11 protein-coding genes and 1 pseudogene are annotated in these 23784 nt (G+C 76.4%); 8 read left to right on the forward strand and 4 right to left on the reverse strand.

Annotated features, from left to right (window positions below; all coding sequences use genetic code 11):
• Positions 1-74: 74 nt before the first annotated feature.
• Positions 75-1853 (forward strand): SpoIIE family protein phosphatase, encoded by a 1779-nt coding sequence (locus tag GTY84_RS08105; RefSeq protein ID WP_161225456.1) that lies wholly within the window; start codon positions 75-77, stop codon positions 1851-1853.
• A 339-nt stretch (positions 1854-2192) separates the two neighbouring features.
• Here GTY84_RS08105 and GTY84_RS08110 read toward each other — a convergent pair whose 3' ends face one another.
• The gene (locus tag GTY84_RS08110) at positions 2193-4073 is read right to left on the reverse strand and encodes an ABC transporter ATP-binding protein (RefSeq protein WP_161225457.1); all 1881 of its coding nucleotides are present in this window, start codon (positions 4071-4073) and stop codon (positions 2193-2195) included.
• Positions 4074-4346: 273 nt separating this feature from the next.
• Here GTY84_RS08110 and GTY84_RS08115 point away from each other — a divergent pair, with 273 nt between their 5' ends.
• Positions 4347-6566, forward strand: a complete 2220-nt coding sequence (locus GTY84_RS08115; protein WP_161225458.1) for an NADP-dependent isocitrate dehydrogenase — start codon at positions 4347-4349, stop codon at positions 6564-6566.
• A 135-nt stretch (positions 6567-6701) separates the two neighbouring features.
• Positions 6702-7541 (forward strand): N-formylglutamate amidohydrolase, encoded by an 840-nt coding sequence (locus GTY84_RS08120; RefSeq protein ID WP_345943361.1) that lies wholly within the window; start codon positions 6702-6704, stop codon positions 7539-7541.
• A 212-nt stretch (positions 7542-7753) separates the two neighbouring features.
• On the opposite strand, the pseudogene GTY84_RS08125 reads toward GTY84_RS08120, so the two are convergent.
• The 3 genes and pseudogenes from GTY84_RS08125 to GTY84_RS08135 form a co-directional block, all read right to left on the reverse strand.
• Positions 7754-8173: pseudogene (locus GTY84_RS08125) on the reverse strand (hypothetical protein); the annotation flags it as partial.
• A gap of 221 nt (positions 8174-8394) precedes the next feature.
• On the reverse strand, positions 8395-8970 hold the full coding sequence (locus tag GTY84_RS08130; protein WP_161225459.1) for a sigma-70 family RNA polymerase sigma factor: 576 nt from the start codon (positions 8968-8970) through the stop codon (positions 8395-8397).
• A gap of 71 nt (positions 8971-9041) precedes the next feature.
• Complete coding sequence (locus tag GTY84_RS08135; protein WP_161225460.1) at positions 9042-10472, reverse strand: S8/S53 family peptidase; 1431 nt, start codon at positions 10470-10472, stop codon at positions 9042-9044.
• A gap of 187 nt (positions 10473-10659) precedes the next feature.
• Here GTY84_RS08135 and GTY84_RS08140 point away from each other — a divergent pair, with 187 nt between their 5' ends.
• The 5 genes from GTY84_RS08140 to GTY84_RS08160 all read left to right on the forward strand — a co-directional run bounded on the left by GTY84_RS08140 (position 10660) and on the right by GTY84_RS08160 (position 23484).
• Entirely contained in the window at positions 10660-13266 is a 2607-nt protein-coding gene (locus GTY84_RS08140) for a CHAT domain-containing tetratricopeptide repeat protein (RefSeq protein WP_161225476.1), read from the forward strand.
• Between the two features lie 150 nt (positions 13267-13416).
• Entirely contained in the window at positions 13417-14232 is an 816-nt protein-coding gene (locus GTY84_RS08145; protein WP_161225461.1) for a hypothetical protein, read from the forward strand.
• Complete coding sequence (locus GTY84_RS08150; protein ID WP_161225462.1) at positions 14229-16271, forward strand: CHAT domain-containing protein; 2043 nt, start codon at positions 14229-14231, stop codon at positions 16269-16271. The genes GTY84_RS08145 and GTY84_RS08150 overlap by 4 nt, the downstream gene beginning before the upstream one ends.
• A 26-nt stretch (positions 16272-16297) precedes the next feature.
• Complete coding sequence (locus tag GTY84_RS08155) at positions 16298-22192, forward strand: tetratricopeptide repeat protein (RefSeq protein ID WP_161225463.1); 5895 nt, start codon at positions 16298-16300, stop codon at positions 22190-22192.
• Complete coding sequence (locus GTY84_RS08160) at positions 22189-23484, forward strand: hypothetical protein (protein ID WP_161225464.1); 1296 nt, start codon at positions 22189-22191, stop codon at positions 23482-23484. The genes GTY84_RS08155 and GTY84_RS08160 overlap by 4 nt, the downstream gene beginning before the upstream one ends.
• Positions 23485-23784 lie beyond the last annotated feature (300 nt).

The raw sequence follows: 23784 nt of genomic DNA on the forward strand, positions 1-23784 counted from the left end.
TTTCCCCCGGACAGGCGCGGGGGGTGTCAGGAGGGGCAGAATCGGAGCGAGGAGGCCCTGAGAGGAGACGGCGCGTGCGGGAGCGAGACTGGCTGCGCGGGGAGCGACGGCCTCCGAACCCCCTCGTAGGCGGGCGGCGGGCCGTACGGGCGGCCCTGCGGCCGATGACCGACGCGATCGCCTCGCGCCGCCGTCTCACCTGGCTGAACGAGGCGGGGCTGAGCATCGGCACCACGCTGGACCTGCGGCGCACCGCCGAGGAGCTGGCCGGGTTCACGGTGCCGGAGCTGGCCGACGGGTCCGCGGTGGACCTGCTGGACTCGGTGCTGCGCTTCCAGGAGGGCGACCGCGGCCTGAGCCGGGGCGCGCCGGCGCTGCGGGCGATGGCGGTCGCGGAGATCGACGGGCTGAACCTCGCGCCCGACCCGGTGGGCGAGCTGGCCGTGCACTCCGCCGTCCGGGTCGGCCAGCGCTGTCTGACGAGCCGGGAGCCGGTGCTGATCGCCCGGATGGAGCGGTCGGACTTCGCCGCCGTGGCCCCCACCGCGGAGTCCGGGGAGATCATGCGCCGCGCCGGGGTGCACTCCTACATGGCGGTGCCGCTGATCGCCCGGGGGGTGCTGCTGGGCCTGGCCGACTTCATCCGGGCGGGCAGCCGCGCCCCGTTCACCCCCGCCGATGTGGCGCTGGCCGTGGAACTGGCCTCCAAGGCCGCCCTGGCCATCGACAACGCCCGCCTCTACGGCCGCGAGCGCGACCACGTGGTGACCCTCCAGCGCGCCCTGCTGCCCCGTTCCAGCCCGGCCACCCCGGGGCTGGACGTCTCCTCCTGCTACACCCCCGCCGACGACCCGGCCGCCGTCGGCGGCGACTGGTTCGACGTGGTGGCCCTGCCCAGCGGGCGCACCGCCCTGATGGTGGGCGACGTGATGGGGCGCGGGCTGGCCGCCGCGGCGACGATGGGGCGGCTGCGCACGGTGGCCCGCACCCTGATGGCCCTGGACATCGCTCCCGAGCGGCTGCTGGCCCGGCTGGACCTGGCCGCCCGCGATCTGGAGGAGGACCAGGTCGCGACCTGTCTGTGCGCGGTCCACGATCCGATCGACGGCACGTTCCGGATCGCGAGCGCCGGTCATCCGCCGCCCCTGCTGACCGGTCCGGACGGCCGGGCGGAGTTCCTGCCGGTGCCCGTGGGGGCGCCGCTGGGCACCGGGGTGATCCCGTACGACCCCCTGGAGTGGCCGGTGGCGGAGGGGGCGCGGCTGACGCTGTACACGGACGGGCTGATCAGGTCGCGGGCGCACAGCATGGACACGCAACTGGAGCGGCTGCGGGAGGTGATCGGCCAGGGGGTGCCCTGCGACGGGACGATCTGCCGGGCGATCACCGACCGCATCGGCGCCGACCGGTCCGACGACGCGATCGTCCTGGTGGCCACGGCCCGGCCGCTGGTCCCGGAGTGCGACGTGTACGTGCGCACGCTCCCGCCGGACGGCAAGGCCGCCGGGCAGGCCCGTACCGCGGTGCGCGAGCAGTTGCTCAAGTGGGGACTGGAGGAGCTGGTGGACACCACGGAGCTGGTCGTCAGCGAGCTGGTCGGCAACGCCCTGCGGTACGGCAACGCGCCGGGCGAGCTGCGGCTGGTGCGCCACGAGCGGCTGTCGGTGGAGGTGTCCGACTCCGGTCCGGACCTGCCCCAGATCCAGCACGCGGACGTGAGCGACGAGAGCGGGCGCGGCCTGCAGTTGATCAACATGCTGTGCCGTCGCTGGGGGTCGTGCCGGACCCCGACCGGGAAGGTGGTGTGGGTGGAGCAGGACCTGCCCATGTTCCCGGAGGCAGACGTGACCTGACCGCCTCCGTCGGCCGCCCCGGCCCCGCCGGGCCCCGCCCCGTCCCCGCCTCCCCGTCTCCCCCGGCGTCCCCGTCCCCACCACCCCGGGGTCCCGTCCCGCGGTCTCCCCGGTCTCCCATGCCCGCCCCGGTCCCGTTCCCCGGCCCGGCCCGGTCCCGCGTCCCCCGGTCTCCCCGGCCCGATCCCGTCCCCCGGGCCTCCGGCGGCGTCCCGTCATCGGCCCGCGGTTCCTGGCTCCGCCCTCCGGCTCCCCCGGTCCCCGGCTCACCACTCCCGGCGCGCGGGGCCCGGGGGACCGCCCCACCGCGTCCGGCCCCCCGTCCCGCCGCCCGGAGGGCTACGCCGCCTCCTCGACCCGGCGGTGCCCGAACTGGGTGCGGTGCAGTTCGGCGTAGCGGCCGTCGGCGGCGAGGAGCTGGTCGTGGGTGCCCTGCTCGACGATCCGCCCGGCCTCGACGACCAGGATGCGGTCGGCCGCGCGGACCGTGGACAGCCGGTGGGCGATGACCACGGCGGTCCGGCCCGCGAGGGCCTCGCCGAGCGCCTCCTGCACGGCCGCCTCGGAGGTGTTGTCGAGGTGGGCGGTGGCCTCGTCGAGGATGACGACGCGCTGGCGGGCCAGCAGCAGCCGGGCGATGGTCATGCGCTGACGCTCGCCCCCGGAGAGCCGGTAGCCGCGCTCGCCGACCACGGTCTCCAGCCCGTCGGGCAGGGACCGCACGACCTCGGTGAGGCGGGCCCGGTCCAGTGCCTCCCGCAACGCGGCGTCGTCCGCGCCGGGGCGGGCCATGAGCAGGTTGGCGCGGATGGTGTCGTGGAAGAGGTGGCCGTCCTGGGTGACCATGCCGACGGTGTCCCGCAGCGAGCCGGCGGTCAGGTCGCGGACGTCGACGCCGCCGATCCGGACGGCGCCCCCGTCGGTGTCGTACAGGCGCGGCAGGAGCTGGGCGATGGTGGACTTGCCGGCGCCGGAGGAGCCGACGAGGGCGATGGTCTCGCCGGGCCGGGCGCGGAAGGAGACGCCGTGCAGGACCTCCTCGCCGCCCCGGGCGTCGAGGGTGGCGACCTCCTCCAGGGAGGCCAGGGAGACGCGGTCGGCGGAGGGGTAGCCGAAGCGGACCCCGTCGAACTCGACGGAGACCGGGCCGTCGGGGACGGGGCGGGCGTCCGGCTTCTCCTCGATGAGCGGTCGCAGGTCCAGCACCTCGAAGACCCGCTCGAAGCTGACCAGGGCGCTCATCACCTCCACCCGGGCCCCGGCCAGGGCGGTGAGGGGCGCGTAGAGCCGGGTCAGCAGCAGGGCCAGGGCGACGACGGCGCCGGCGTCCAGGGTGCCGCGCAGGGCGAACCAGCCGCCGAGCCCGTAGACGAGGGCCAGGGCGAGGGCGGAGACCAGGGTGAGGGCGGTGATGAAGGCGGCCTGGGCGGTGGCGGTGCGCACGCCGATCTCCGCGACGCGCCGGGCGCGGGCGGCGAACTGGGCGGACTCCTCCTCCGGGCGGCCGAACAGCTTGACGAGGGTGGCGCCGGGGGCGGAGAACCGCTCGGTCATCCGGGTGCCCATGGCGGCGTTGAGGGTGGCGGCCTCGTGCTGCATGCGGGCCATGCGGTGGCCCATCCGCCGGGCCGGGAGCACGAACACCGGCAGCAGGGCGAGGGCGAGCAGGGTGATCTGCCAGGAGAGGGTGAGCATGACGGCGAGGGTGAGCAGCAGGGTGACGATGTTGCTGACCACTCCGGAGAGGGTGTTGCTGAAGGCCCGCTGGGCGCCGATGACGTCGTTGTTGAGGCGGGAGACCAGCGCTCCCGTGCGGGTCCGGGTGAAGAAGGCGACCGGCATCCGCTGCACATGGTCGAAGACGGCCGTGCGCAGGTCGAGGATGAGTCCCTCGCCCAGGACGGCGGAGAGCCTGCGGGAGACGACGCCCAGCGCGGCCTCGGCGACCGCGATGAGCGCGATCAGCAGGGCCAGGCGGACGACGGTGTCCTCCTCGCCGCCGCTGACGATGACGTCCACGACCCGGCCCGCGAGGACCGGGGTGGCGACAGCGAGCAGGGCGGTCGCCATGCCGAGCAGCACGAAGCGGATGATGCGGGCGCGGTGGGGGCGGGCGAAGCCGGCGATGCGGCGCAGCGTCGCGCGGGTGAGGGGGCGGCGTTCCGGCTCGGCGGTCATGACCGTGCGCAGTTGGCTCCAGGCCGTGGTTTCCATGCTCATGCCGGGGACCCTAGAACCTGAACTTTGATCGAGGTCAAGGCGATGCGCGCGCCGCGACGAGCGGAGGGCCGCCTCCGCCGGAACGGGGGTACGGAAGGAGTCCCCTGCGCGCCGGGGCCCGGGGACCATACCGGGGCAAGGGCCCTTTCCCGGCCGGGAACGGGCGACGCGCGGCGCCTTGGCCGGAATCTCGGCCCGGCCCCTGTCGAGCCCGGCGCGCTCACGAGATATCTTGATGTCGAGCAATGTTGCAGACGTGGAGCGGAGCACCCGGTGACTGACTCGACCATCATCTACACACACACTGACGAGGCCCCGGCCCTGGCGACGTATTCCCTCCTGCCGGTGATCCGGGCGTACGCCTCGCAGGCGGGTGTCGCCGTCGAGACCCGCGACATCTCGCTGGCGGGCCGGATCATCGCCGTGTTCCCGGAGTACCTCACCGAGGACCAGCGCGTCCCGGACGCCCTGGCCGAGCTGGGCGAGCTGGCCAGGACACCGGCCGCCAACATCGTCAAGCTGCCGAACATCTCGGCGTCCATCCCGCAGCTCAAGGCGGCCGTGGCCGAGCTCCAGGGCCAGGGCTACGCGCTGCCGGACTACCCGGACGACCCGAAGACCGACGAGGAGCGCGAGATCCGCGCCCGCTACGACAAGGTCAAGGGCTCCGCGGTCAACCCGGTGCTGCGCGAGGGCAACTCCGACCGCCGCGCCCCGGCCTCGGTGAAGAACTACGCCAAGACCCACCCGCACCGCATGGGTGCCTGGTCCGCCGACTCCAGGACCAACGTCGCCACCATGGGCGAGAACGACTTCCGCTCCACGGAGAAGTCCGCGGTGATCGCCGAGGACGGCTCCCTGCGCATCGAGCTGGTCGGCGACGACGGCACCACCACCGTGCTGCGCGAGTCCGTGCCGGTGAAGAAGGACGAGGTCGTCGACGCCTCCGTGCTGCGCGTCGCCGCGCTGCGCGAGTTCCTCACCGAGCAGGTCGCCCGCGCCAAGGCCGAGGGCGTGCTGTTCTCGGTCCACCTGAAGGCCACCATGATGAAGGTCTCCGACCCGATCATCTTCGGCCATGTGGTGCGCGCCTTCTTCCCGAAGACGTTCGCCCAGTACGGCCAGGCACTCGCCGCGGCCGGTCTGAGCCCCAACGACGGCCTGGGCGGCATCTACAAGGGCCTGGAGGCACTGCCCGAGGGCGCCGCGATCAAGGCGTCCTTCGACGCCGAGCTGGCCGAGGGCCCCGAGCTGGCCATGGTCGACTCCGACAAGGGCATCACCAACCTGCACGTCCCCTCGGACGTCATCGTCGACGCGTCCATGCCGGCGATGATCCGCACCTCCGGCCACATGTGGGGCCCGGACGGCCAGGAGCACGACACCCTCGCCGTCCTCCCGGACTCCTCCTACGCCGGTGTGTACCAGGCCGTCGTAGAGGACTGCCGCGCCAACGGCGCCTACGACCCCTCGACCATGGGCTCGGTGCCCAACGTCGGCCTGATGGCGCAGAAGGCCGAGGAGTACGGCAGCCACGACAAGACCTTCGAGATCCCCGCCACCGGCACCGTCCGGCTGGTCGACACCAACGGTGTCGCCGTCCTGGAGCAGACCGTCTCCGCCGGTGACGTCTTCCGCGCCTGCCAGACCAAGGACGCCCCGATCCGCGACTGGGTCAAGCTGGCCGTCACCCGCGCCCGCGCCACCGGCGACCCGGCGGTCTTCTGGCTGGACGAGGGCCGCGCCCACGACGCCAACCTGATCGCCAAGGTCCGGGAGTACCTGGCGGAGCACGACACCGAGGGCCTGGACATCCGTGTCCTCGACCCGGTCGCGGCGACCCGGTTCTCGGTGGAGCGCATCCGCCGGGGCGAGAACACCATCTCGGTCACCGGCAACGTGCTGCGCGACTACCTGACGGACCTGTTCCCGATCCTGGAGCTGGGCACCAGCGCCAAGATGCTTTCGGTCGTCCCGCTGATGGCGGGCGGCGGCCTGTTCGAGACGGGCGCCGGCGGCTCCGCCCCGAAGCACGTCCAGCAGCTCGTCAAGGAGAACTACCTGCGCTGGGACTCCCTGGGCGAGTTCTTCGCCCTGGTGCCCTCGCTGGAGCAGTACGCCGGGACCACCGGCAACACCCGGGCCAAGGTCCTGGCCGACGCCCTGGACCGCGCCACGGCGACCTTCCTCAACGAGGACAAGTCACCGACCCGCCGCGTCGGCGGCATCGACAACCGCGGCAGCCACTTCTACCTGTCCCTGTACTGGGCGCAGGAGCTGGCCGCCCAGACCGAGGACGCGGAGCTGGCCAAGACCTTCGCGCCGTTCGCCGAGACGCTCGCCGCCAACGAGGCGAAGATCGTCGAGGAACTGAACGCGGTGCAGGGCGAGCCCGCCGACATCGGCGGCTACTACCAGCCCGACCCGGCCAGGGCCGCCGCGGTGATGCGCCCGTCGGCCACCTGGAACGAGGCGCTGGCGAACCTCGCCTGATCCCGCCCGCTCCGTCCGCCCCGCGCCCGGCCCCGGCCGGACCGGCGCGGACCCCGGCACCCCGTTCCCGCCGCGGCGGGGGCGGGGTGCCGCCCGTTCACCCGCCCGCGCCCGCCGCCGACCCCTGGAGCCACCGTGGCCGATGTGCCCACCACGTCCAAAGCGTCCTCCGGCGGCGAGGACTTCGCCCTGCTCGCCGGTGCCCCCGAGTCACCGGTGATCCTGCACGTACCGCACTCCTCACGGCGAATTCCGGCCAATGTCCGCCCCGGCATCGTGCTGGACGACGCGGCGCTGGAACGGGAGCTGGACCACATCACCGACGCGCACACCGACGCCGTCGCGGAGGCCGCCGCCGCGCTGGCCGGCACCACGCCCTGGCGGTTCGTGAACCGGACCTCCCGGCTGGTGACCGATCCCGAACGGTTCCCGGACGAGCGGGAGGAGATGGCCGCCGTCGGCATGGGCGCCGTCTACACGCGGACCACGCACCGCGAACCGCTGCGGGCCGACGGCGCCGATCCGGAGCCGCTGCTCGCCCGGTACTTCCGGCCGTACGCGCGGGCGATGGCCGACGCGGTCGCCGGGCGGCTGGCCGCCACCGGGCGCGCCGTCGTCCTCGACGTGCACTCCTACCCCACCGAACCGCTGCCGTACGAGCTGCACGGGACGGGACCGCGCCCGCCGGTCTGCCTGGGCACCGACCCCTTCCACACCCCGCCCGGGCTGCTCGCCGCCGCGCGGGAGGCGTTCGCGCCGTGCGGGCAGACCGGGCTCGACAGCCCGTTCGGCGGGACGTACGTGCCGCTGGAGTTCCACGGGCGGCATCCCGGGGTGAGCGCGCTGATGGTGGAGATCCGCCGGGACACCTACATGACGGAGCCCGGCGGTCCGGTGCGCGGCGGTGCGGACGGTCCGGGGCTGCGTCGCCTCGCCGCGGCCCTGGCCGCGCTGGCCGACGCGGCGTCCGCCTGACCGCGCGCCCGTCCCTCCCGGTGCGGTCCCGGCCCCGTCCAGGTGCGGTCCCGGTGCGGTCGGCGCCGCTCGCCGACCGGCGCGGCGGGCACACCGGGCGGCTTTTCGCGCGACGGCGCGCCGGGGCGCGGCGAGGACGGGGGCACGACGCGGGAACCCCGGCGCCGACAGAGCGGCCGGGACCGCCGGCCCGCCCCGCGCCCGGCGGCCGGTCAGGCCCGCAGCCACTCCGTCACGACCACCTCTCCCCCGGTGCGCAGCCGCAGCGCGAACGGCCCGCTGGGCGGCGCCCCGCCGGTGAACCGGCCGAGGTCGTCGGCGGTGAGCCGGACGGGGGCGCGGGGTCCGCTCAGCACCTCGATCCGGGCGGGGCCGGGCGGCAGCAACTGGCCGATGAGGCCGTCGGAGGTCACCTCGACGTCGACGGTCACGGCGTCGGTGCGGAAGGTCAGCATCCGCGGCGGGTCCGCCTGGCCCCGTACGGGGAGGGCGTCGACGAGCGAGTCGAAGGTCAGCTCGGCGATCCGGGCGTCCAGGTCCCGCAGGGCGTACGCCTCGACGGCGACGCGGCGCAGCGCGGCCGGGACCGGGTCGAGGACCGCGGCTGCCCGCCGCAGCTCCTCCTCCAGCAGTGCGTCGTCCGCGTCGTCGGTGGTGCCGCGGTCCGGCGGCGCGCCGTCCGCGCGCGCACCGGCCGGCGGCTCCCGGTGCGGGAGCGGCCCGCGCCGGCGGGTCCCGTCCGGGCGCTCCCCGTCCGGGGCCCCGCCGCCCGGTCCCTTCCCCCCGGTGCGCGGGCGCGGGTCCGGGTCCCCGGGGCCTCCGCCCCGGCCGGGCCGGTCGTCGTGCGTGCCGTTCATGCGGTCCCCCGTGATTCCAGTCGGGCCCGCAGCCTGCGCAGACAGCGCTGGCGCATCGGCCCGATGCTGCCCACCGCGATCCCCAGGGCGGCGGACACCTCCTGATAGCTGGGCGGCGGCGAGGCGATCAGCACCCGCAGCAGCTGGCGGCAGCGCTCGCCCAGCTCCTCGAACTCCTGCCAGAGCCGCCGGACCCGCTCGGAGCGGTCGGCGGCCTCCTCGGAGTCGAGCACCGACTCCTCCGGCGTGGGGTCCTCGCTCGGCCGGTCGAGCAGGTGCGGGTCGTCGGTCGGCGTCCACCGCCGCGCCGCCTTCAGCAGTTTCAGCGACTCGTTGCGGGCCGTGCTCGCCAGCCAGGCGCCGGTCTTCTCCGGTTCGCGGATGCGCTCCAGGTTCTGGGCGAAGCGGAACCAGGCGGTCTGGTAGACCTCGTGCGCGTCGGCGTCGGACAGCCCGTGCGAGCGCGCCACCGACCAGACCAGCGGGCCCAGCCCGTCCACCAGGGACCTCCAGGCCGCGGCGTCCCCGCCGGCGGCCGACCGGACGAGCGCCCCGACATCTGCACGGTCCACGGCCCCACCCCTCGTGTACGACACGTCATCGTACGACGGCCGCCGGGCGGTCCCGGCCGGGGCGCAGCCGCTCACGAGGTCCCCCCGGGGGCGCCGACGGGAACCGCGCGCCAGGTGGGCGGGAGCAGGGCCGGCACATGGGCGCCGCGGACCTCGGCGTACCCGCTGGCCGCCAGCACCCTTCTGCGGGCGGTCCGCGGATCGCGCATGCCGCGGGCGGTCATGTGGGAGGCGATCAGCCCGGCGGCGACGGGGGTCGCGAAGGAGGTCCCGCTCCACTGGGCGGGCCCCTCGAACATCACCTGATCGGGTTTGGCCGGAGCCTCGCCCGGCTCGCTCAGCAGCCCGTGGTGGCGTGGGTGGCGGCAGGTGCAGGCGTAACCGAAGCCGTAGCGGCAGTCGTCGTAGGTGGAGTGCCGGTAGACGTACGGCACGGGCGCCGAGAAGCCGGTGAGGGCGCTGGTCAGCCGCTCGCCGGGGGCGTAGGCCCGCACCCAGCGGCCGTGGTTGGTGAAGCAGGCGCCGTACTCGCCGTCGGAGCGCAGCGCGCCGACCGACAGGACGCAGTCCCGCCAGCCGGGCAGGTCGGCGTAGGCGGCGGGCCAGAACGGGGTGGCGCCGCCGTTGTTGCCGGCGGCGGCGACCAGCAGGGTGCGCCGGGTGCGCAGCTCCTCCATGAAGGCGTGCACGCCGAGCAGGCCGTCGGCGCGGCCGTTGGAGGTGCCGGCGGAGAGGCTGAGCACGTCGGGCCAGCCGTCGCGGTCGACGGCCTCGAACAGCCGCTCGCCGAACTCGGACTCCAGGACCGCCCCCGCGTCGTTGAGGCAGCCCCGGACGGTGACGTCGGTGTTGGGGGCGACGGCCGCGATCAGCCCGGCGATGAAGGTGCCGTGGCCCGCGTACTGGGCGAGGACGCCGTCCTCGCCCAGTACGCGCTCCTGGACGTCGCCGGTGGTGCGGGCGAGCGGCGGGTAGGACCGGTAGTCGTGGGTCAGCCCGTTGTCGACGACCAGGACGCGGACGGCGGTGGCCGGGTCGTACGGCGTGGCGGCGGGCGCCGGGTTGGCCGGCTCGCCCGGCGGCACCGGGACCGGTTCGTCGCCGGGGCAGGCGTTGACGGCGATGGAGACGACGTGGTTGCGGCTGACCAGGCGGCGCCCGGCGCGGCCCTCGGCGGTGCGCAGGGAGCGCAGGGCCTGGGCGACGGCCGGGTCGCCCTCCGGCACGCCCCGGCCCGGGTCGGCGACCCGGATGCGGGTGACGCCGGTGCGGCCGGGGCCGGGACCGGCCCGGCGGACCTGGTCCTGGGCCAGCTCGGGCACGGCGGTGAAGTGCGCGCGGACGGTGTCCTCGACGAGCCGGGCCTCCTCGCCGTCACGGGCGAGGACGACGCCCTTCTCGTAGAAGAACTCGGCGGCGTCGTCGGGGCCCATGACCAGCGGGACGTCCGGCATCGAGCGCTGGATCTGGTCGAACTGCTCGCGGAATCGCTGTGGTGCCATGGCGTGTCCTCACTGAGCTGGGTCGTGACAGCGCGGTTGGGGCCGCGGCGGCGGCCGTGGGACGGTTCGTCAATCAGAGTGCGCCGGTGGACGGTTGATACAGACACCGCTCTGTGGGGCGCGGTTGCGGAGCACTACCATCCGTGGGGTGACAGCGGGAGACGAGTCGGTTCTCGAACTGCTGCCCATGGTCTTCGCCGCCCCCGGCGAGGCGCTGGCGCGGGCGGAGGAGGTGCTCGACTCCTCTCCGCCGCCGCTGCACGCGTCAGTGGCGCACCAGGTGATCGGCATCTGGCAGCGGGACTTCGGGGACCTGCGGCGCGCCCTGGAGCATCTGCGGCGCGCCCGTGAGCTGGCGGCGCGTGCCGGGTCGGCCGGGCGCGAGGCGGACGTCCTGGCCACGCTCGGGGTGGCGCTGGTGCACAGCGGGCGGACCCGGGAGGGGCTGGCCGCCTTCGAGCGGGGCGCGGCCCGGGTCACCGGGCACACCAGGGCGCGGGTGCTGTTCCGGCGGGCGTACGTGTGGTGGGTGCTGGGGCGGCACGGGGAGGCACTGGAGGACGTGCGGCGGGCGATCCCGGTGCTGCGCCAGGCGGACGACGTGATCTGGACGGCGCGGGCGCTGACCCTGCGGGCGACGGTGCACCTGTCGCTGGGGGCGGTGGAGCGGGCGGACGCGGACTTCACGGCGGCGGAGGCGCTGTGGGGCACGACCGGCCAGGAGCACGACAAGGCGGACGCGGTGGAGAGCCGGGGGCTGGCGGCGTTCCGGTCGGGGGACGTGCCGGCGGCCCTGCGGCTGCTGGACGAGGCCGGGGAGCGCTACGCGAAGCTGGGCACGCCCACGTTCATGCTGACCATCCGGCGCTGCGAGGTGCTGCTGGCGGCCGGGCTGGCCCCGGAGGCGCTGGCGGAGGCGGACGCGGCGACGGCGGCGCTGGACGGCATCGGCGGGCAGTCCACGCGCCGGGCGGAGCTGCTGCTGGTGGCGGCGCGGGCGGCCCGGACCGCGGGCTTCACCGAGACGGCGACGGACCGGGCCGCCTCGGCGGTGCGCCGGTTCGCCCGGCAGCGGCGCTCCTGGCACGAGGCGCACGCCCGGCTGGTGCTCATCGAGGCCCGGGTGGCGGCGGGGCAGGGCTCCGCGCGGCTGGTGGCGGACGCGGCGGCGGTCGCGGAGCGGCTGGCCTCCTTCGGGGCACCGGCCGCGCCGGAGGCCTCGCTGCTGGCGGGTCGGATCGCGCTGGGGCTGGGCCGGACGGCGGTCGCCGAGCGGCATCTGGCGCGGGCGGCGCGCAGTCGGCGCAGCGGGCCGCCCCCGGCGCGGATGACGGGCTGGGCGGCGCAGGCGCTGCGGGCCCGCGCGGCCGGGTCCACGCGGGGGGTGCTGGAGGCCTGCCGCCGGGGGCTGGACGTGCTGGACGACCACCGGATGACGCTGGGCGCCCCGGAGCTGCGGGCGCGGGCCACCGCGCAGGGGGCGGAGCTGGCGGCGATGGCCCAGCGGGCGAGCCTGGTGACGGGCGGGGCGCGGCGGCTGCTGGTGTGGAGCGAGCGGTGGCGGGCGACGGTGCTGTCGGCGCCCCCGGCCCGGCCGCCGGCCGATCCCGTGCTGCTCAGCGCGCTGACGGCGTACCGGGAGATCGCCGCCCGCGCCCTGGCGGCCCGGACCGGCGGCGGCCGTCCGGCTCCGGCGCTGGAGCGGGAGCAGCGGCGGTTGGAGCGGGAGATCCGCTCCCGCACCCTGCACATGCGCGGGGAGGCGCCGGGCGGCGGGGCCATGTTCGAGGTGGACCGGCTGCTGCGGCGGCTGGGCGAGGACGTGCTGCTGGTGGAGCTGGTGGTGCTGGACGGGAGGGTGCACGTCCTGCTGTGCGGCCGGGGGCGGGTGCGGCGGTTCCCGGCCGGGACGTCCGCGGAGGCGGAGCGGGAGGCCGAGCATGTGCAGGCCGGGCTGCGGCGGCTGGCCCATCCCGGGGCGGAGGCCCGGCTGCCACTGATCGAGGCGGCGGGGGCGCGGCTGCAGGAGCTGCTGCTCGGCCCGGCGGCGGCGCACCTGGGGTCCGGTCCGGTGGTGATCGTGCCGCCGGGGCGGCTGCACCGGGTGCCGTGGGCGCTGCTCCCGGCACTGCGGGAGCGGGTGCTGAGCGTGTCGCCCTCGGCGACGAGCTGGCTGCGCGCCCGGGGGACCGCCCCGCCGCCCGGTGGCCGCCGGGTGCTGGTGCGCGGCCCGGGGCTGGCGGGGGACGGGGCCGAGGTGCCGGAGCTGGCCGCGCGCCGCGGTGCCGCCGGCGGGACCGGCGGGCGGGCGGCGGAGCGGGACGGCGTCGTGCTGGAGGGGGCCGCGGCGCGGGTGCCGGAGGTGCTGCGGGCGCTGGACGGCGCGGCGCTGGCGCACATCGCGGCGCACGGCACCTTCCGGGCGGACAGCCCGCTCTTCTCCTCGCTGCGGATGGCCGACGGGCCGCTGATCGTGCACGACCTGGAGCGGCTGGACCGCTCGCCGTACCGGATCGTCCTGTCCTGCTGCGACACCGGGCGGTTCGCCTCGGTGGGAGCGGACGAACTGCTCGGGCTGGTGACGGCGCTGCTGCCGCTGGGCACCGCCGGGGTGGTGGCGTGCGGGGCACCGGTCAACGACGCGGCGGTGGTGCCGCTGATGCTGGCGCTGCACAAGGGGCTGGACGCCGGACTCTGTCTGGCGGAGGCGTTGCGGGACGCGCGGGCGGCGCTTCCGGGGGACGCGACGCATCAGGCGACCGGATGGGCGTTCTCCGCCTTCGGCGCCGCCTGACGGTGCAGTTGACGCGGTTGACATACCGTCAGCGACGGTCGATCGTCGATACCGCCGCCCGGACGCGCGGCGCACGGGTGGCCCGAACCCGTCGTCGGCGGGGGGACCGGGCATTACTCTGCGACCACGGCACGAGGCACGGGGGACGTGATGAGCGACGAGTACGGTGTGTACCGCGACGCGATCCGGGGGACGTGGCAGGACTGGTGGGTGGCCTGGCCGCTCAGCCGCCGCATCGCCCTCGGCGACGTGCTGCACGGTGTGCGGTGGCGGATCCGCCCGGCCGGCACCCTGACCGACCGGGGCGTGCCCTTCACCGCGCGCCCCGGGACACCGCACAACGACTACACCTATGACGCCCAGGGGTCGGCGACCGTCCGCTTCAAGGCCGTCGGCACCGCCGCGGCCGGATTCAGCGCCCTCGCGGACGCCGACGCCGGCGCCCTGGTCACCTTCCGCAGTACGCACGGCGTCCTCGTCGTCTTCCAGGGGCTCACGGAGACGGGCGTCAGCGACGAGCCGGCGCTCGCCGCGGAGCTGGTCCGGCTCGGCTGGGAGAAGTGGGACGACTCCTACTACGCCGTCAGCCAGGTGGTCACCGCCGACACCGGCGCGGTGCTCAGCGCCGCGGGCACCGACGCCTCCGCCGAGCTGCGGCTGCGCGCCGCCGCGGGGCCGGCACCGGTGGGCCTGGCCGACCTGAGGGGCGGGGTGACGCTCGCCCGGGCCTCCGCGCTGGGCCTGAAGTGGACGGGACTCGAACCCACCCCGTTCTTCCGGGTGATCCGGCTGCGCCGGGACTGGCTGCGCCGGGTCGGTTCCGACTACGGCCCGCCCCAGCCCGGCCGGGGCGCAGCGCCGGTGCCCGTGCCGCCGCTGCTGCTGGAGGAGGCGTGGGACGACCCGGCGGCGGTCGTCGAGCACGCCCCGGCCGGCGAGCAGCCGCTGTCCGAGCACGAGAAGTGACGGTCACGGCTCCGCGCACGGCCACGCACACCTCCGTCGGCATCCGCATCTCCCCCGGCACCGACGGGACCGAGCCCTACCGGGCGCTGCTGAGCGTGGACGGGGGCTCGGACGTGGACGTGCCGTTCCGCACCCCGGCGGACATGGAGCGGTTCGCCGGGGTCTTCGAGCGGGACGCCACCGCGGCCGAGCGGCAGGCGGCCGGGGAGGCGTTGTTCGAGGCGCTGCTCGGCGGGGCGCTGAACACGATCTGGCGGGATGTGCTGGCGGCGGCCGACCCGGACCGTCCGGCCCGGCTCTGCCTCGATGTGCGCCCGACGGAACTGCGGCACCTTCCCTGGGAGTTGCTGCGCTCCGACGGACGGTGGCTGTTCCGCCGGCCGGACCTGCTGTGCCGTCGGGGCACCGTGGCGGCCGGGGCCGCGGAACCCGACCCGCAGGAGGAACTGGGGCCGCTGCGGGCCCTGGTGGTGCTCTGCAACCCGAGGGAGCACCGGCTGCTCGCGGAGAAGGAGCTGGCCTGGATCAGCGGCACCTTCGACGGACTGCCCGGCGCCACCCACGTGGAAGTGCTGGACGGGCCCAGCCGGGCCGAGCTGGCCGACGGCATCGACCAACTGCGTCCCCACATCCTGCACTTCATCGGCCACGGGATGCCCCTGCCGGGGCGCGGGACGGCGCTGAACTTCAACTGGCGGGCGGCCCCGGACGGCCCGCGCGACTGGAGCCTGGACGCCGGACAGATCGCGGACCTGACCCGCTGGCAGCCCCATCTGGTCGTCCTCAACGCCTGCCGCACCACCGACTCCGGACCCGCCGTCGGCACCGGTGAACGGGTGCGCGGCCTCGCGGACGCCTTCCTCGACGCCGGGGCGCGGGCGGCGGTCTCCGTCCAGGCGGACGTCGACTCGCCGGACGCGGTGATCTTCTCGTCCCGCCTGTACCGGGCCATCGGCGGAGGCACCCCGCTGGACGAGGCCGTCGCCCTGGCCCGCACCGACCTCGCCCGGCACGAGGAACGGCCCAGCGACGCCTGGGCGCTGCCGGTCCTGATGACCCGGACTGCGCCGGAGGAGGTGCTGCCCATCGTGCACACCCCGCCGCCGCCCTCCACGGTGGACGCGATCCGGCGGCACGGGACCTACGAACGGCTGCGCCGCTTCGTGGGCCGCTCGGCGGAGCGCCGGGCCGCCTGGTGGGCGCTGGACCCGCCGGTCCGGGGCGGCGAACCGGGCACCGGGCACCCCGTCCTGGTGATCAGCGGTCACTCGGAGACGGGCGCCCCCCAGACCGGCAAGAGCCTGCTGGCGGACTGGTGCCTGGCGGTCTGCTTCCTGCGCGGCCACCGCGCGGTCTCCGTCAACCTGTCCGGTGGCGCCAGGGACTGGCTGACCGTCCTGCGGGAGATCCGGCTGCAGGTGGTGTCCGAAGCCCAGTTGACTCCGCTGCCCGCCGAGGCGTTCGCGGACTTCGACGCCGCCCTGGAGCGGCTGCTGCCCGCCGCTCCCGGTACCGGCGGCGCGGAGGACGGCGACCCGCTGTCGGTGGACGGGCCCCGGTTCGACGACGAAGCGGGACGCGCCGACGAACGGCGGCACGAGATCGTGGACCGGCTGCTGGGCGGGCTCAGCAAGGGCGCGGGCGGCGCCCCCATGGTGATCACGCTGGACCAGGCCGACCGCATCCAGGCGGAGTTGTTCACCGGCTGGCTGTACGAGCGGCTGGTGCTGCCCATCGCCCGGGGCGACGCGGCTCCGCTGCGGCTGGTCCTGGTCGCGTCCCGGGAGTGGGTCGCCGACGCCCTCCCCCGCGCCGACCGGCACCTGATCGGCGAGGTCTCCCTCGGGGACTTCGAGAGCTCCCAGCTGATGCGCCTGGTGCGGGCCTTCGGCAACCGGCTGGGGTACCCGGTGGACGAGCGCGTCCAGAACATCGTCATGCAACTGCAGGAGATGAATCCGTACACCCGGGTCGACATCTTCGGCCTGCTGATGAGCGTCTTCTCGGATTGGTACTCCGCCGCCGAGCGGGGCGCGTGATGGTCGACGCGGAGAGGGGGGGCACGATGGCCGGAGCGGCCGACGACATCGTCCGGCGCCTGGCGGGCGGGGAGAGCCTGGAGGAGATCGGCCGGTCGCTGCGCCCTCCCGCCTGGCGGCCCCTGCTGCGTGCCTGCGCCGTGGCCCACACCTTCAACGGCACCCTGTTCGAGGGCGTGCTGCGACCGTTCGCCGCGCGGTCCGGCGACGCCGGTCCGCCGACGCTGGCGGAGCTGGTGGCGGCGCGCGCCGTGGTCCCCGCCGACGACGGCACCGGGGCCTACTGCCTGCCCCACTCCGACCGCGCCGCCTACTTCCTGGAGTGGTTCGAGCCGCCCGCCGACGGCGGGCTCGACCCCCTGGGGGAGAGTCCGGACCGACTGGACGTGCCGGCCGAACTGGCGCGGCTGGAGGAGCTGATCGCCGGGTTCCGGGCCGCCGCCGGGGACGACGTGCGGGAGCTGCGGCATCTGCTGCTCTCCGACCCCGAGGGCGCCGAGGCCCTGTTCAGGGAGCGCTTCGCCGCCGCCGACGAGCGGCGGGACTTCGCGCTGTGCCAGGACCTCGTCGACGTGCTCGGCGACCCGGACCGGCTGCCGCTGTCCGATCCGGGGCTGGAGCGGCTGCGGCTGGACCGGGCCGGGCATGTCCGGGTGCGCGCCTACTGGGCCGCCGACTACGCCCGTTCGGCGCAGTTCCTCAGCCCGCCGGGGCTGGAGCGGGACGCCGAACGGCTGTTGAGCGGGCGCGACCGGGTCTGGCAGGTGCACGCGCCGGGCGGCACCGGCAAGACCATGCAGTTGCGCTGGCTGGTGGCCCGGCACTGCGTGACCGCCGAGCAGGACGTGCCGTGCGCCCGCATCGACTTCGACGTGGTCAATCCGCACACCGCCGGGAACCATCCCTGGCTGCTGCTGCTGGAGATGGCCGAGCAGTTCGGCCGGCGGCTGCCGGGCAGCCCCTTCGCACGGCTGGACCAGTTCGACGCCTTCCGGGTCCTGCTCGGGCGCAGTCCCGGCGACACCGCCCGGACGGCGGCGCGCAACATCGCGACGCTGAACCGCGAGGGGGTCCAGGAGGAGGTCCTCGACGTCTTCGCGACCCGCCTCAACCTGGCCCTCGCGGAGGCGGGGGGCGTCGGCGGGACACCGGGGGCGGGGCCCTGGCCGGAGACGGCGTCCGGCGCGGGGACGGGCAACGGGGCGGAACGGGCCGGGGGCGGGGACACCGGCGGGGGCACGGGACCGGCCGGAGGCGCGGCCACGGGGGCCGACGCCCGGACGGGGGCCGACGAGCGGGACGACGAGGCCGAGACGCAGCCTGGGGCGGCGGCGGGCGCGAGCGCGGAGCCGGGCCGGAGAAGGCCGGCTGGAGCCGGGACGGGGGCCGGGCCCGCCGGCGGTGCCGGACCGGACGGCGGGGCGCGCGGCGGGGACGAACCGTCCTCCCGGGACGGCGTGACGACCGGCCCCGGCAGGCGCACCGGAGGCGGGAGGCCCACCGGGACCGCGGCCGACACGGAGGCCCGAACCGGGACGGACGACGAATCCCGGACCCGGGCGGCCGACGGTGCCGGGGACGGTGCGGAGGCCGGGACCGGAACAGGGACGCGCGCCGCGGACGGGACGGACACCGGCACCGGGACGGGCGCCGGGCCCGAGGTGTCCGCCGGGGGCGGAAGGCCCGCGGTCCTGGTGCTCGACACCCTGGAGGAGGTACTGCTGCGCGGGCAGGACGGACTGGCCGCCCTGCTGGACCTCCTGGGGCGGCTGCTCGACCGCTGCCCCGGGCTGCGCGTCGTCCTGTCCGGACGGTACGACCTGCGGGAGCGCGCGCCCGACGCGCTGGCCCGGCTGGGCCCCCACCCGTCGTGCCACCGCGTGGTGCGTCCGTTCGACACCGGCCAGTCGCTCGCCTACCTGACCGGCATCCGCCGCGTCCACGACAGGGACATCGCCGCGGCCGCCGCGCGCAGGTCCCAGGGCCTGCCCTTCGTCCTCGCCCTCTTCGCGGACCTCATCGAGCAGGACCCCGAGCTGACCGCCGGGGAGCTGGAGCGGTGCGACGAACCGCTGGTCCGCTACCTCATCGACCGGGTGGTGCGGCGCATCGACGACCCGGCGGTGCGCTGGCTGCTGCGCTACGGGGTCGTGCCCCGGCGGCTGCGGCGGGAGGACGTGCGGACCGTGATGCGCCCCTGGCTGGTCCGGGGCATCAGCGGAGACCACCCGGACGACGACGATCCCCGCCGGGACCATCACCACCTGCGCGGCCGGTCCGACCTGTTCCCGCAGGACCCTGCCGGGCTGACCGAGGGCGAACTGGACCGCGCCTGGAGGCGGTTGCTGGAGTACACGGCCAGATCGTCCTGGGTCTCCCGGCCCGCCGGGGACGACTCCATGGTCGTCTTCCACCCCAACGTCATCGTCCCGATGCGGCAGTTGATCTCCGACAAGCCCGTCTTCCTCTCCCTGCACCGCGACTTCGCCGCCCGCTTCACCGAGCTGGCCGGCGGCGACCCGGCCCAGTGGGTGGCGTACACCCGCGAGGCCCTCTACCACAGGTTCCAGGGCGGGGACGCCGAGGCGGAGGAGGACTGGGTCACCGCGCTGACCGGTCTGACCGGCGAGGACAACGCCGCCGCGCGGGCGCTGGGAGAGGAGGTCCTCGGCGAGGAGTACGTCGAGGAGGGGCTGCCGCGCCGGGGGCGTGACGGGCGTCCGCTGATCAGCCACCAGGCCGTGGCGCTGGCCCATCTCACCATCGCCTTCTGCCTCCTGGAGGTGGCCGACCGGGAGTCCCCGCCCAGCCCCGACGACCCGCTGTGGGGAGAGATCGAGAGCCGGCTGCGCGGGGTCGACCTGCTGCGCGAGCACGGTGACGTCTCGGACCGCACCAAGGGCATGGAGTCACTGCTGCGCGCCAACGTCCTGCTCGCCCGGGGGCACCGCCCCGAGGCCCTGGAGCTGATCGACGGCGCCCTGCGGACGGAGGGCGACGGGAGCAGGCTCAAGCGGATGCTGCTGCTGATGCGGGCCCGCGCCCAGCTGGCCGCGGGCAGCGTGGACGCCGCGGAGGACACCTTCCACGAGGTCCTGCTCAGCGCCCGGGGCGGCGGCGACGCCCAGTACGCGGCCCGGCTGGCGCTGGAGCTGGCGGACGAGAGCACCACCCGGGGGCGCCACGACCGGGCGGCCGAGCTGCAGGGCGCCGCTCTGGCCCAGGACACCCCCGTGCCGCTGCGCATCGAGACGGTGTTCCGCGAGGCCCGGACCCGGCTGTCGGTCTTCGCCCCGACGGCCGCCCTGCGGATCCTCGACGGGCTCGGCCACACTCTGGCCGAGCAGCCGGACCGGGCCGCCGAGGCGGACTCGCTGCGCGCCGAGGCGCTGCGGATGCTGGGCCGGAGCCGCCGCGCCCTCGCCGCCCTGGAACGGGCCGACGCCCATGGCGCGGCCGCCGGCGGACCCGAGGCGGAGCCGCGCGCCGCCGGGATCGTGACGGCCCGGGCCCGGCTGCACGGCGAGTGCCTGGAGGTCGAGCAGGCCGAGTCGTGCCTGGAGCGGGCCGCCGGCATCGAGGCCGGGATGGGCTTCACCTTCGGCCGCCCCCCGCTGCTGCTGACCCTCACCCGGTTCCTGGCCCGCGACGTCGGCGACCTGCACCGCGCCTCGGGGGTGCTGGACCAGGCGGACGAGGCCGACACCACCGGCGAATGGGCGGTGTACCGGGGGCTGCTGCGGCAGGAGATCGCGGCCAGGAGCGGCGCCCCGGCCGCCGACGGCCCGTCGGCGGTGCCGGGCGGCTCCGACCGGGACCTGGTGCTCGGCGGGGTGGCCGCCGCCCTCCGCGACCCCGGCCGCATCCCCGCCCTGGCCGCCGCGCTGGCAGCCGTCGAACCGCCCGCGGCCCGGCTGGCCGCCCTCTACGACCTCGTCGAGATGCCGCTGCCCGAGCCGTCCGTCCGGGCCGGACTGGCCCGGCTGGTCCCCCTGTTCGACGAAGCCGTGGAGCAGCCCCCGCCCGCGCCGGAGGACCGCGCGCTGCGCCTGACACTCCGTGCCCGCCTGCACGCGGTCACCGGGGACGCCGAACGCGCCCGGCGCGACCTGAACGAGGGGCTGACGGTCCTGGCCCCGGGCCACGAGGACGATCCGCTGATCCTCTGGCGGCACGTCAAGTCGCTGCTCTGGCTGGGCATTCGTCCGAATTCCGCGCTGCTGGACCGCCTGGAGGGCGCGCCGACCCGCCCGTCCGGGCTGCTGCCCGGCGTGGCGCGGGTGCTGCGGGCCGTCGACCGGCCGGGGACCGAGCGGATCGTGCCGCTGCTGCTGGACTCGGTCACCACGGCCAACACGGTGCTCACCGACACCGTCTGGGAGGCGGCCCTGCTGTGGTGCACGGCCCGGCTCAACGACGACGCGTCGACGATGGCCGCCGCCGGGCAGATGGCCGCGAGCCTCGGCTCGCCGCTGCCGTCCGCCCCGGACGGCGCCGGTCCGGCCGGGCGGCGGTTCGGACTGCCGGTCCCCCACCCGCTCGACGGCCCCGCGCGGCCGTACGGCGACGACGGAGGGGACGTCGGCGGCCACGAGGCCCCGGTCGGGACGGCGGAAAGGGACGGGCGCTCCACCGGGGCCTGGAAGCGCTTGGCCAGGGTGGTCCGGACCCTGGAGGCGGTGGGCCCGCTCCCGGCCGTGCTGGGGCAGGACGACGGGAGCGACGGTGGCCCGGTGCTCGTCGGTTCCGCCCCGGCCGCCGCCCCCTCGCTGGAGTCGCTGCTGACCGCGCCCGGCGGCGACCGGATCGTCACGCTGGGCCGGTCGTCGCTGCTCGACCGGTCGTTCGCCCCCCGGCGGATCGCCGACGCCCTGCTGTCCGACCGGGCCGGCGCCCAGCACGACCTGCGGTACGCCACGGCGCCGCGCCTGGACCCCGGCGCGCCTTCCGGGCGGCTGCGGCTGGAGGCAGAGGACCCCCGGGTGCACGCCCTGCCCTGGGAGCTGCTGGCCGGGCCGGACGACGTGCCGTACCGGACGATCCCGTCGGCGGCCGTCACCGCCGACGTCCGGACGCTGCAGAGCGCCCTCAACCAGTCGTCCCGGGACCGGCTGGTGACCGACGGCGTCTGGGGCAGGCTCACCCAGGACGCGCTCGCCGCCGCCGCGCTGGGACCGCTGTTCCTGCCGGTCACGGGCGGCCACCTGGCCATGCGCGCGGTGGAGGCCATCCGGCAGTACCGGGACCGCTCCTCCCGCGCCGACGGCCGGACGGCGTGGCTGGTCCGGCCGCCGTACGGGAACGAGGAGTCGGCCCGGCGGGGCGGCGGCCTCCCGCGGGCCCAGCACGCCTACTCCCGGGCCGGGTTCGTGTCGATGGTCACGGCGTCCCTGGGCCGCACCCGCCAGTCCGGCACCCCCCGGGTGCTGCACATCGCCGTCCCGCTGGCCCAGATCGGCCAGGCTCCGTGCCTCGACTTCGGCTCCGAGCACACCCCGTACCCGGGCGGCACCCGGGTCGGTCCGGGGGAACTGGCCGAGGTGCTCTCCCGGTTCGCCGGGCGCCCGCCCCTCGTCGTCCTCGACCCGCCCTGCCCCGGCTCCCCCGCAGACATCCCGCACCAGTTGGTGCTGCGCAACCTCTTCGCCGCCCAGTTGTTCGCCTCGGGCACCGCCCCCGTGGTGCTGGGCACCGGGCTGTACCGCAGGACGCACGCCTATCAGGTGGTGCTGGCCCGCGCCCTGGCGGCCGGGGAGCCGCTGCTGGAGATCGCGCGGCTGCTGCGGCACGGCGTCCCGCGCGACGAACCGGCCGGTCCCGCGTCCTCCCTCGCCTGGGACGATGACAGCATGGCGGCGGCGATGACGGCGCTGTTCATCGCGCCGTCCCTGGTCAACGGAGATGCCGGGGAGGACGGATGACGGCGGCGGAGCCCGGGGCGGGGCGGGCGCTGCGCCGCGCGGTGGAGCTGGGGCACCACACGGCGAGCCTCCGGGAGGAGCTGGCGGAGTGGCGGAGCGAGGCGGCCGACGACGGCGCCCTGATCCGGCACCGCTCCCAGGTGGAGAGCGTGGTGCGGATCCTGTCGGCCGGGCTGGACCGGCTGGAGGCGCTGCCCGCGGGGCCCCGCCGGGACCTGCTGGTGCCCGAGGCGGTCCTCGACCTGCACCACGTGGGCGACTTCCTGCGCGGCAAGCTGCTGCTGCGCCGCGTCCCGCGCTACCGGGACTTCCTGACCGTGGCCGACGAACTGGCCTGGTCCGTCTATGAACCGGCGCGCCGCGCCGCCGGGGGCGCCCGGGCGCTGCGGGAGCCGCCGCTGACCTTCCTGAGCCGCGAGCCGGTGCCCTTCGCCGCCGCGCGCGGCAGCGGATTCACGCATCTGCTCCCCCCGGGCGGGCTGCGGACGCGGGGCGGGCTGGAGGCCGGCGGGCGGCTGCCGTTCCCGGTCATCGGTGTGCCCTGGTCCACGAGCCGCCATCTGCCCGCCGTGCTGGCGGTCGCGCACGAGGCGGGCCACCACGTGGAGGACGACTTCGGACTCGCCCCGGCCCTGGCCGAGCGGCTGCGGACGGGGGCCGGACTGGACCGGGAGCGCGCGGCGGTGTGGGAGCCGTGGCTCGGGGAGGTGTTCGCGGACGTGTGCGCGACGCTGGCCTGCGGGACGGCGTACGTGTGGACCCTGGCCGACGTGCTGGCCGCGGCGGGGGACGGGGGCGGTGCGGGTGCCGACCGCTATCCCCCGGCCGGGGCGCGGCTGGCGGCCTGCCGGGCGGCGCTGCCCCCGGACCCGGAGGCGCGGCTCCCCGAGGACCCGCCGGGCGGCGCGGCGGGGGACGGTGCAGGGGAGGAGGCGGCCGCGGTGGTGCGGGCACTGCTGGCGGACGGCTTCGAGGAGCTGGGCGGGGCGCGGCTCGCGCAGGTGCTGCGGCCCGCCGGTCCGGCGGAGCTGGCGGACGCGGCAGACTCCCTGCTGGCCGGGCTGTCGACGGGGCGCGGCGATGTCCCCGGCGTCCTGGCCGCGGCGGCGCTGGCCTTCGTCCGCGATCCACGCGGCTACGACGCCGCCGACGTGGACGGCCGGGCGCGGCGGGAGGTGCTGCGGCTGGTGCCCCGGGAGCCGAGGTCGGCGCCGGGCGGCGCGGCGGAGGTGGCCGCCCGGGACGCGGCGGCGGCGGCGGACCTGCTGGCCCTGCTGGGCATCGGGCCCTGACGGCCGGCCGGGACCGGGGCCGCGAACCGAGCGGGGGCGTGGGCGGGCCGACGGCACGGCGGGGCCGAGCGGCACGGCGGACGGGCGCGACGGTTCGACGGACCGGGACCCCGCGGAGGACGGCCGGGCGGACGGCAGCCGGGCGGACGGGGAGCGGCGGATGGGGGCGGGCGGCGGCGCGACGGCCGGCACTCCGGGAGGCGGGCGCTCGACGGATGACAGCCGCGGCCCGGCCGACGGAACCCTGCGAGCGACCGTGCGCCGTGGACCGCGGGTCGTCGGCCGCGGCCGGGACCCGGC

Source organism: Streptomyces sp. SID8352 (genome assembly GCF_009862265.1).
Classification (GTDB): Bacteria; Actinomycetota; Actinomycetes; order Streptomycetales; family Streptomycetaceae; genus Streptomyces.

Coding starts and splice junctions, on each gene's coding strand:
- GTY84_RS08135 (WP_161225460.1), bottom strand. CDS start 10,472: ATGGCACCACAGCGATTCCGCGAGCAGTTCGACCAGATCCAGCGCTCG.
- GTY84_RS08110 (WP_161225457.1), bottom strand. CDS start 4,073: ATGAGCATGGAAACCACGGCCTGGAGCCAACTGCGCACGGTCATGACC.
- GTY84_RS08140 (WP_161225476.1), top strand. CDS start 10,660: ATGGTCTTCGCCGCCCCCGGCGAGGCGCTGGCGCGGGCGGAGGAGGTG.
- GTY84_RS08145 (WP_161225461.1), top strand. CDS start 13,417: ATGAGCGACGAGTACGGTGTGTACCGCGACGCGATCCGGGGGACGTGG.
- GTY84_RS08160 (WP_161225464.1), top strand. CDS start 22,189: ATGACGGCGGCGGAGCCCGGGGCGGGGCGGGCGCTGCGCCGCGCGGTG.
- GTY84_RS08155 (WP_161225463.1), top strand. CDS start 16,298: ATGGCCGGAGCGGCCGACGACATCGTCCGGCGCCTGGCGGGCGGGGAG.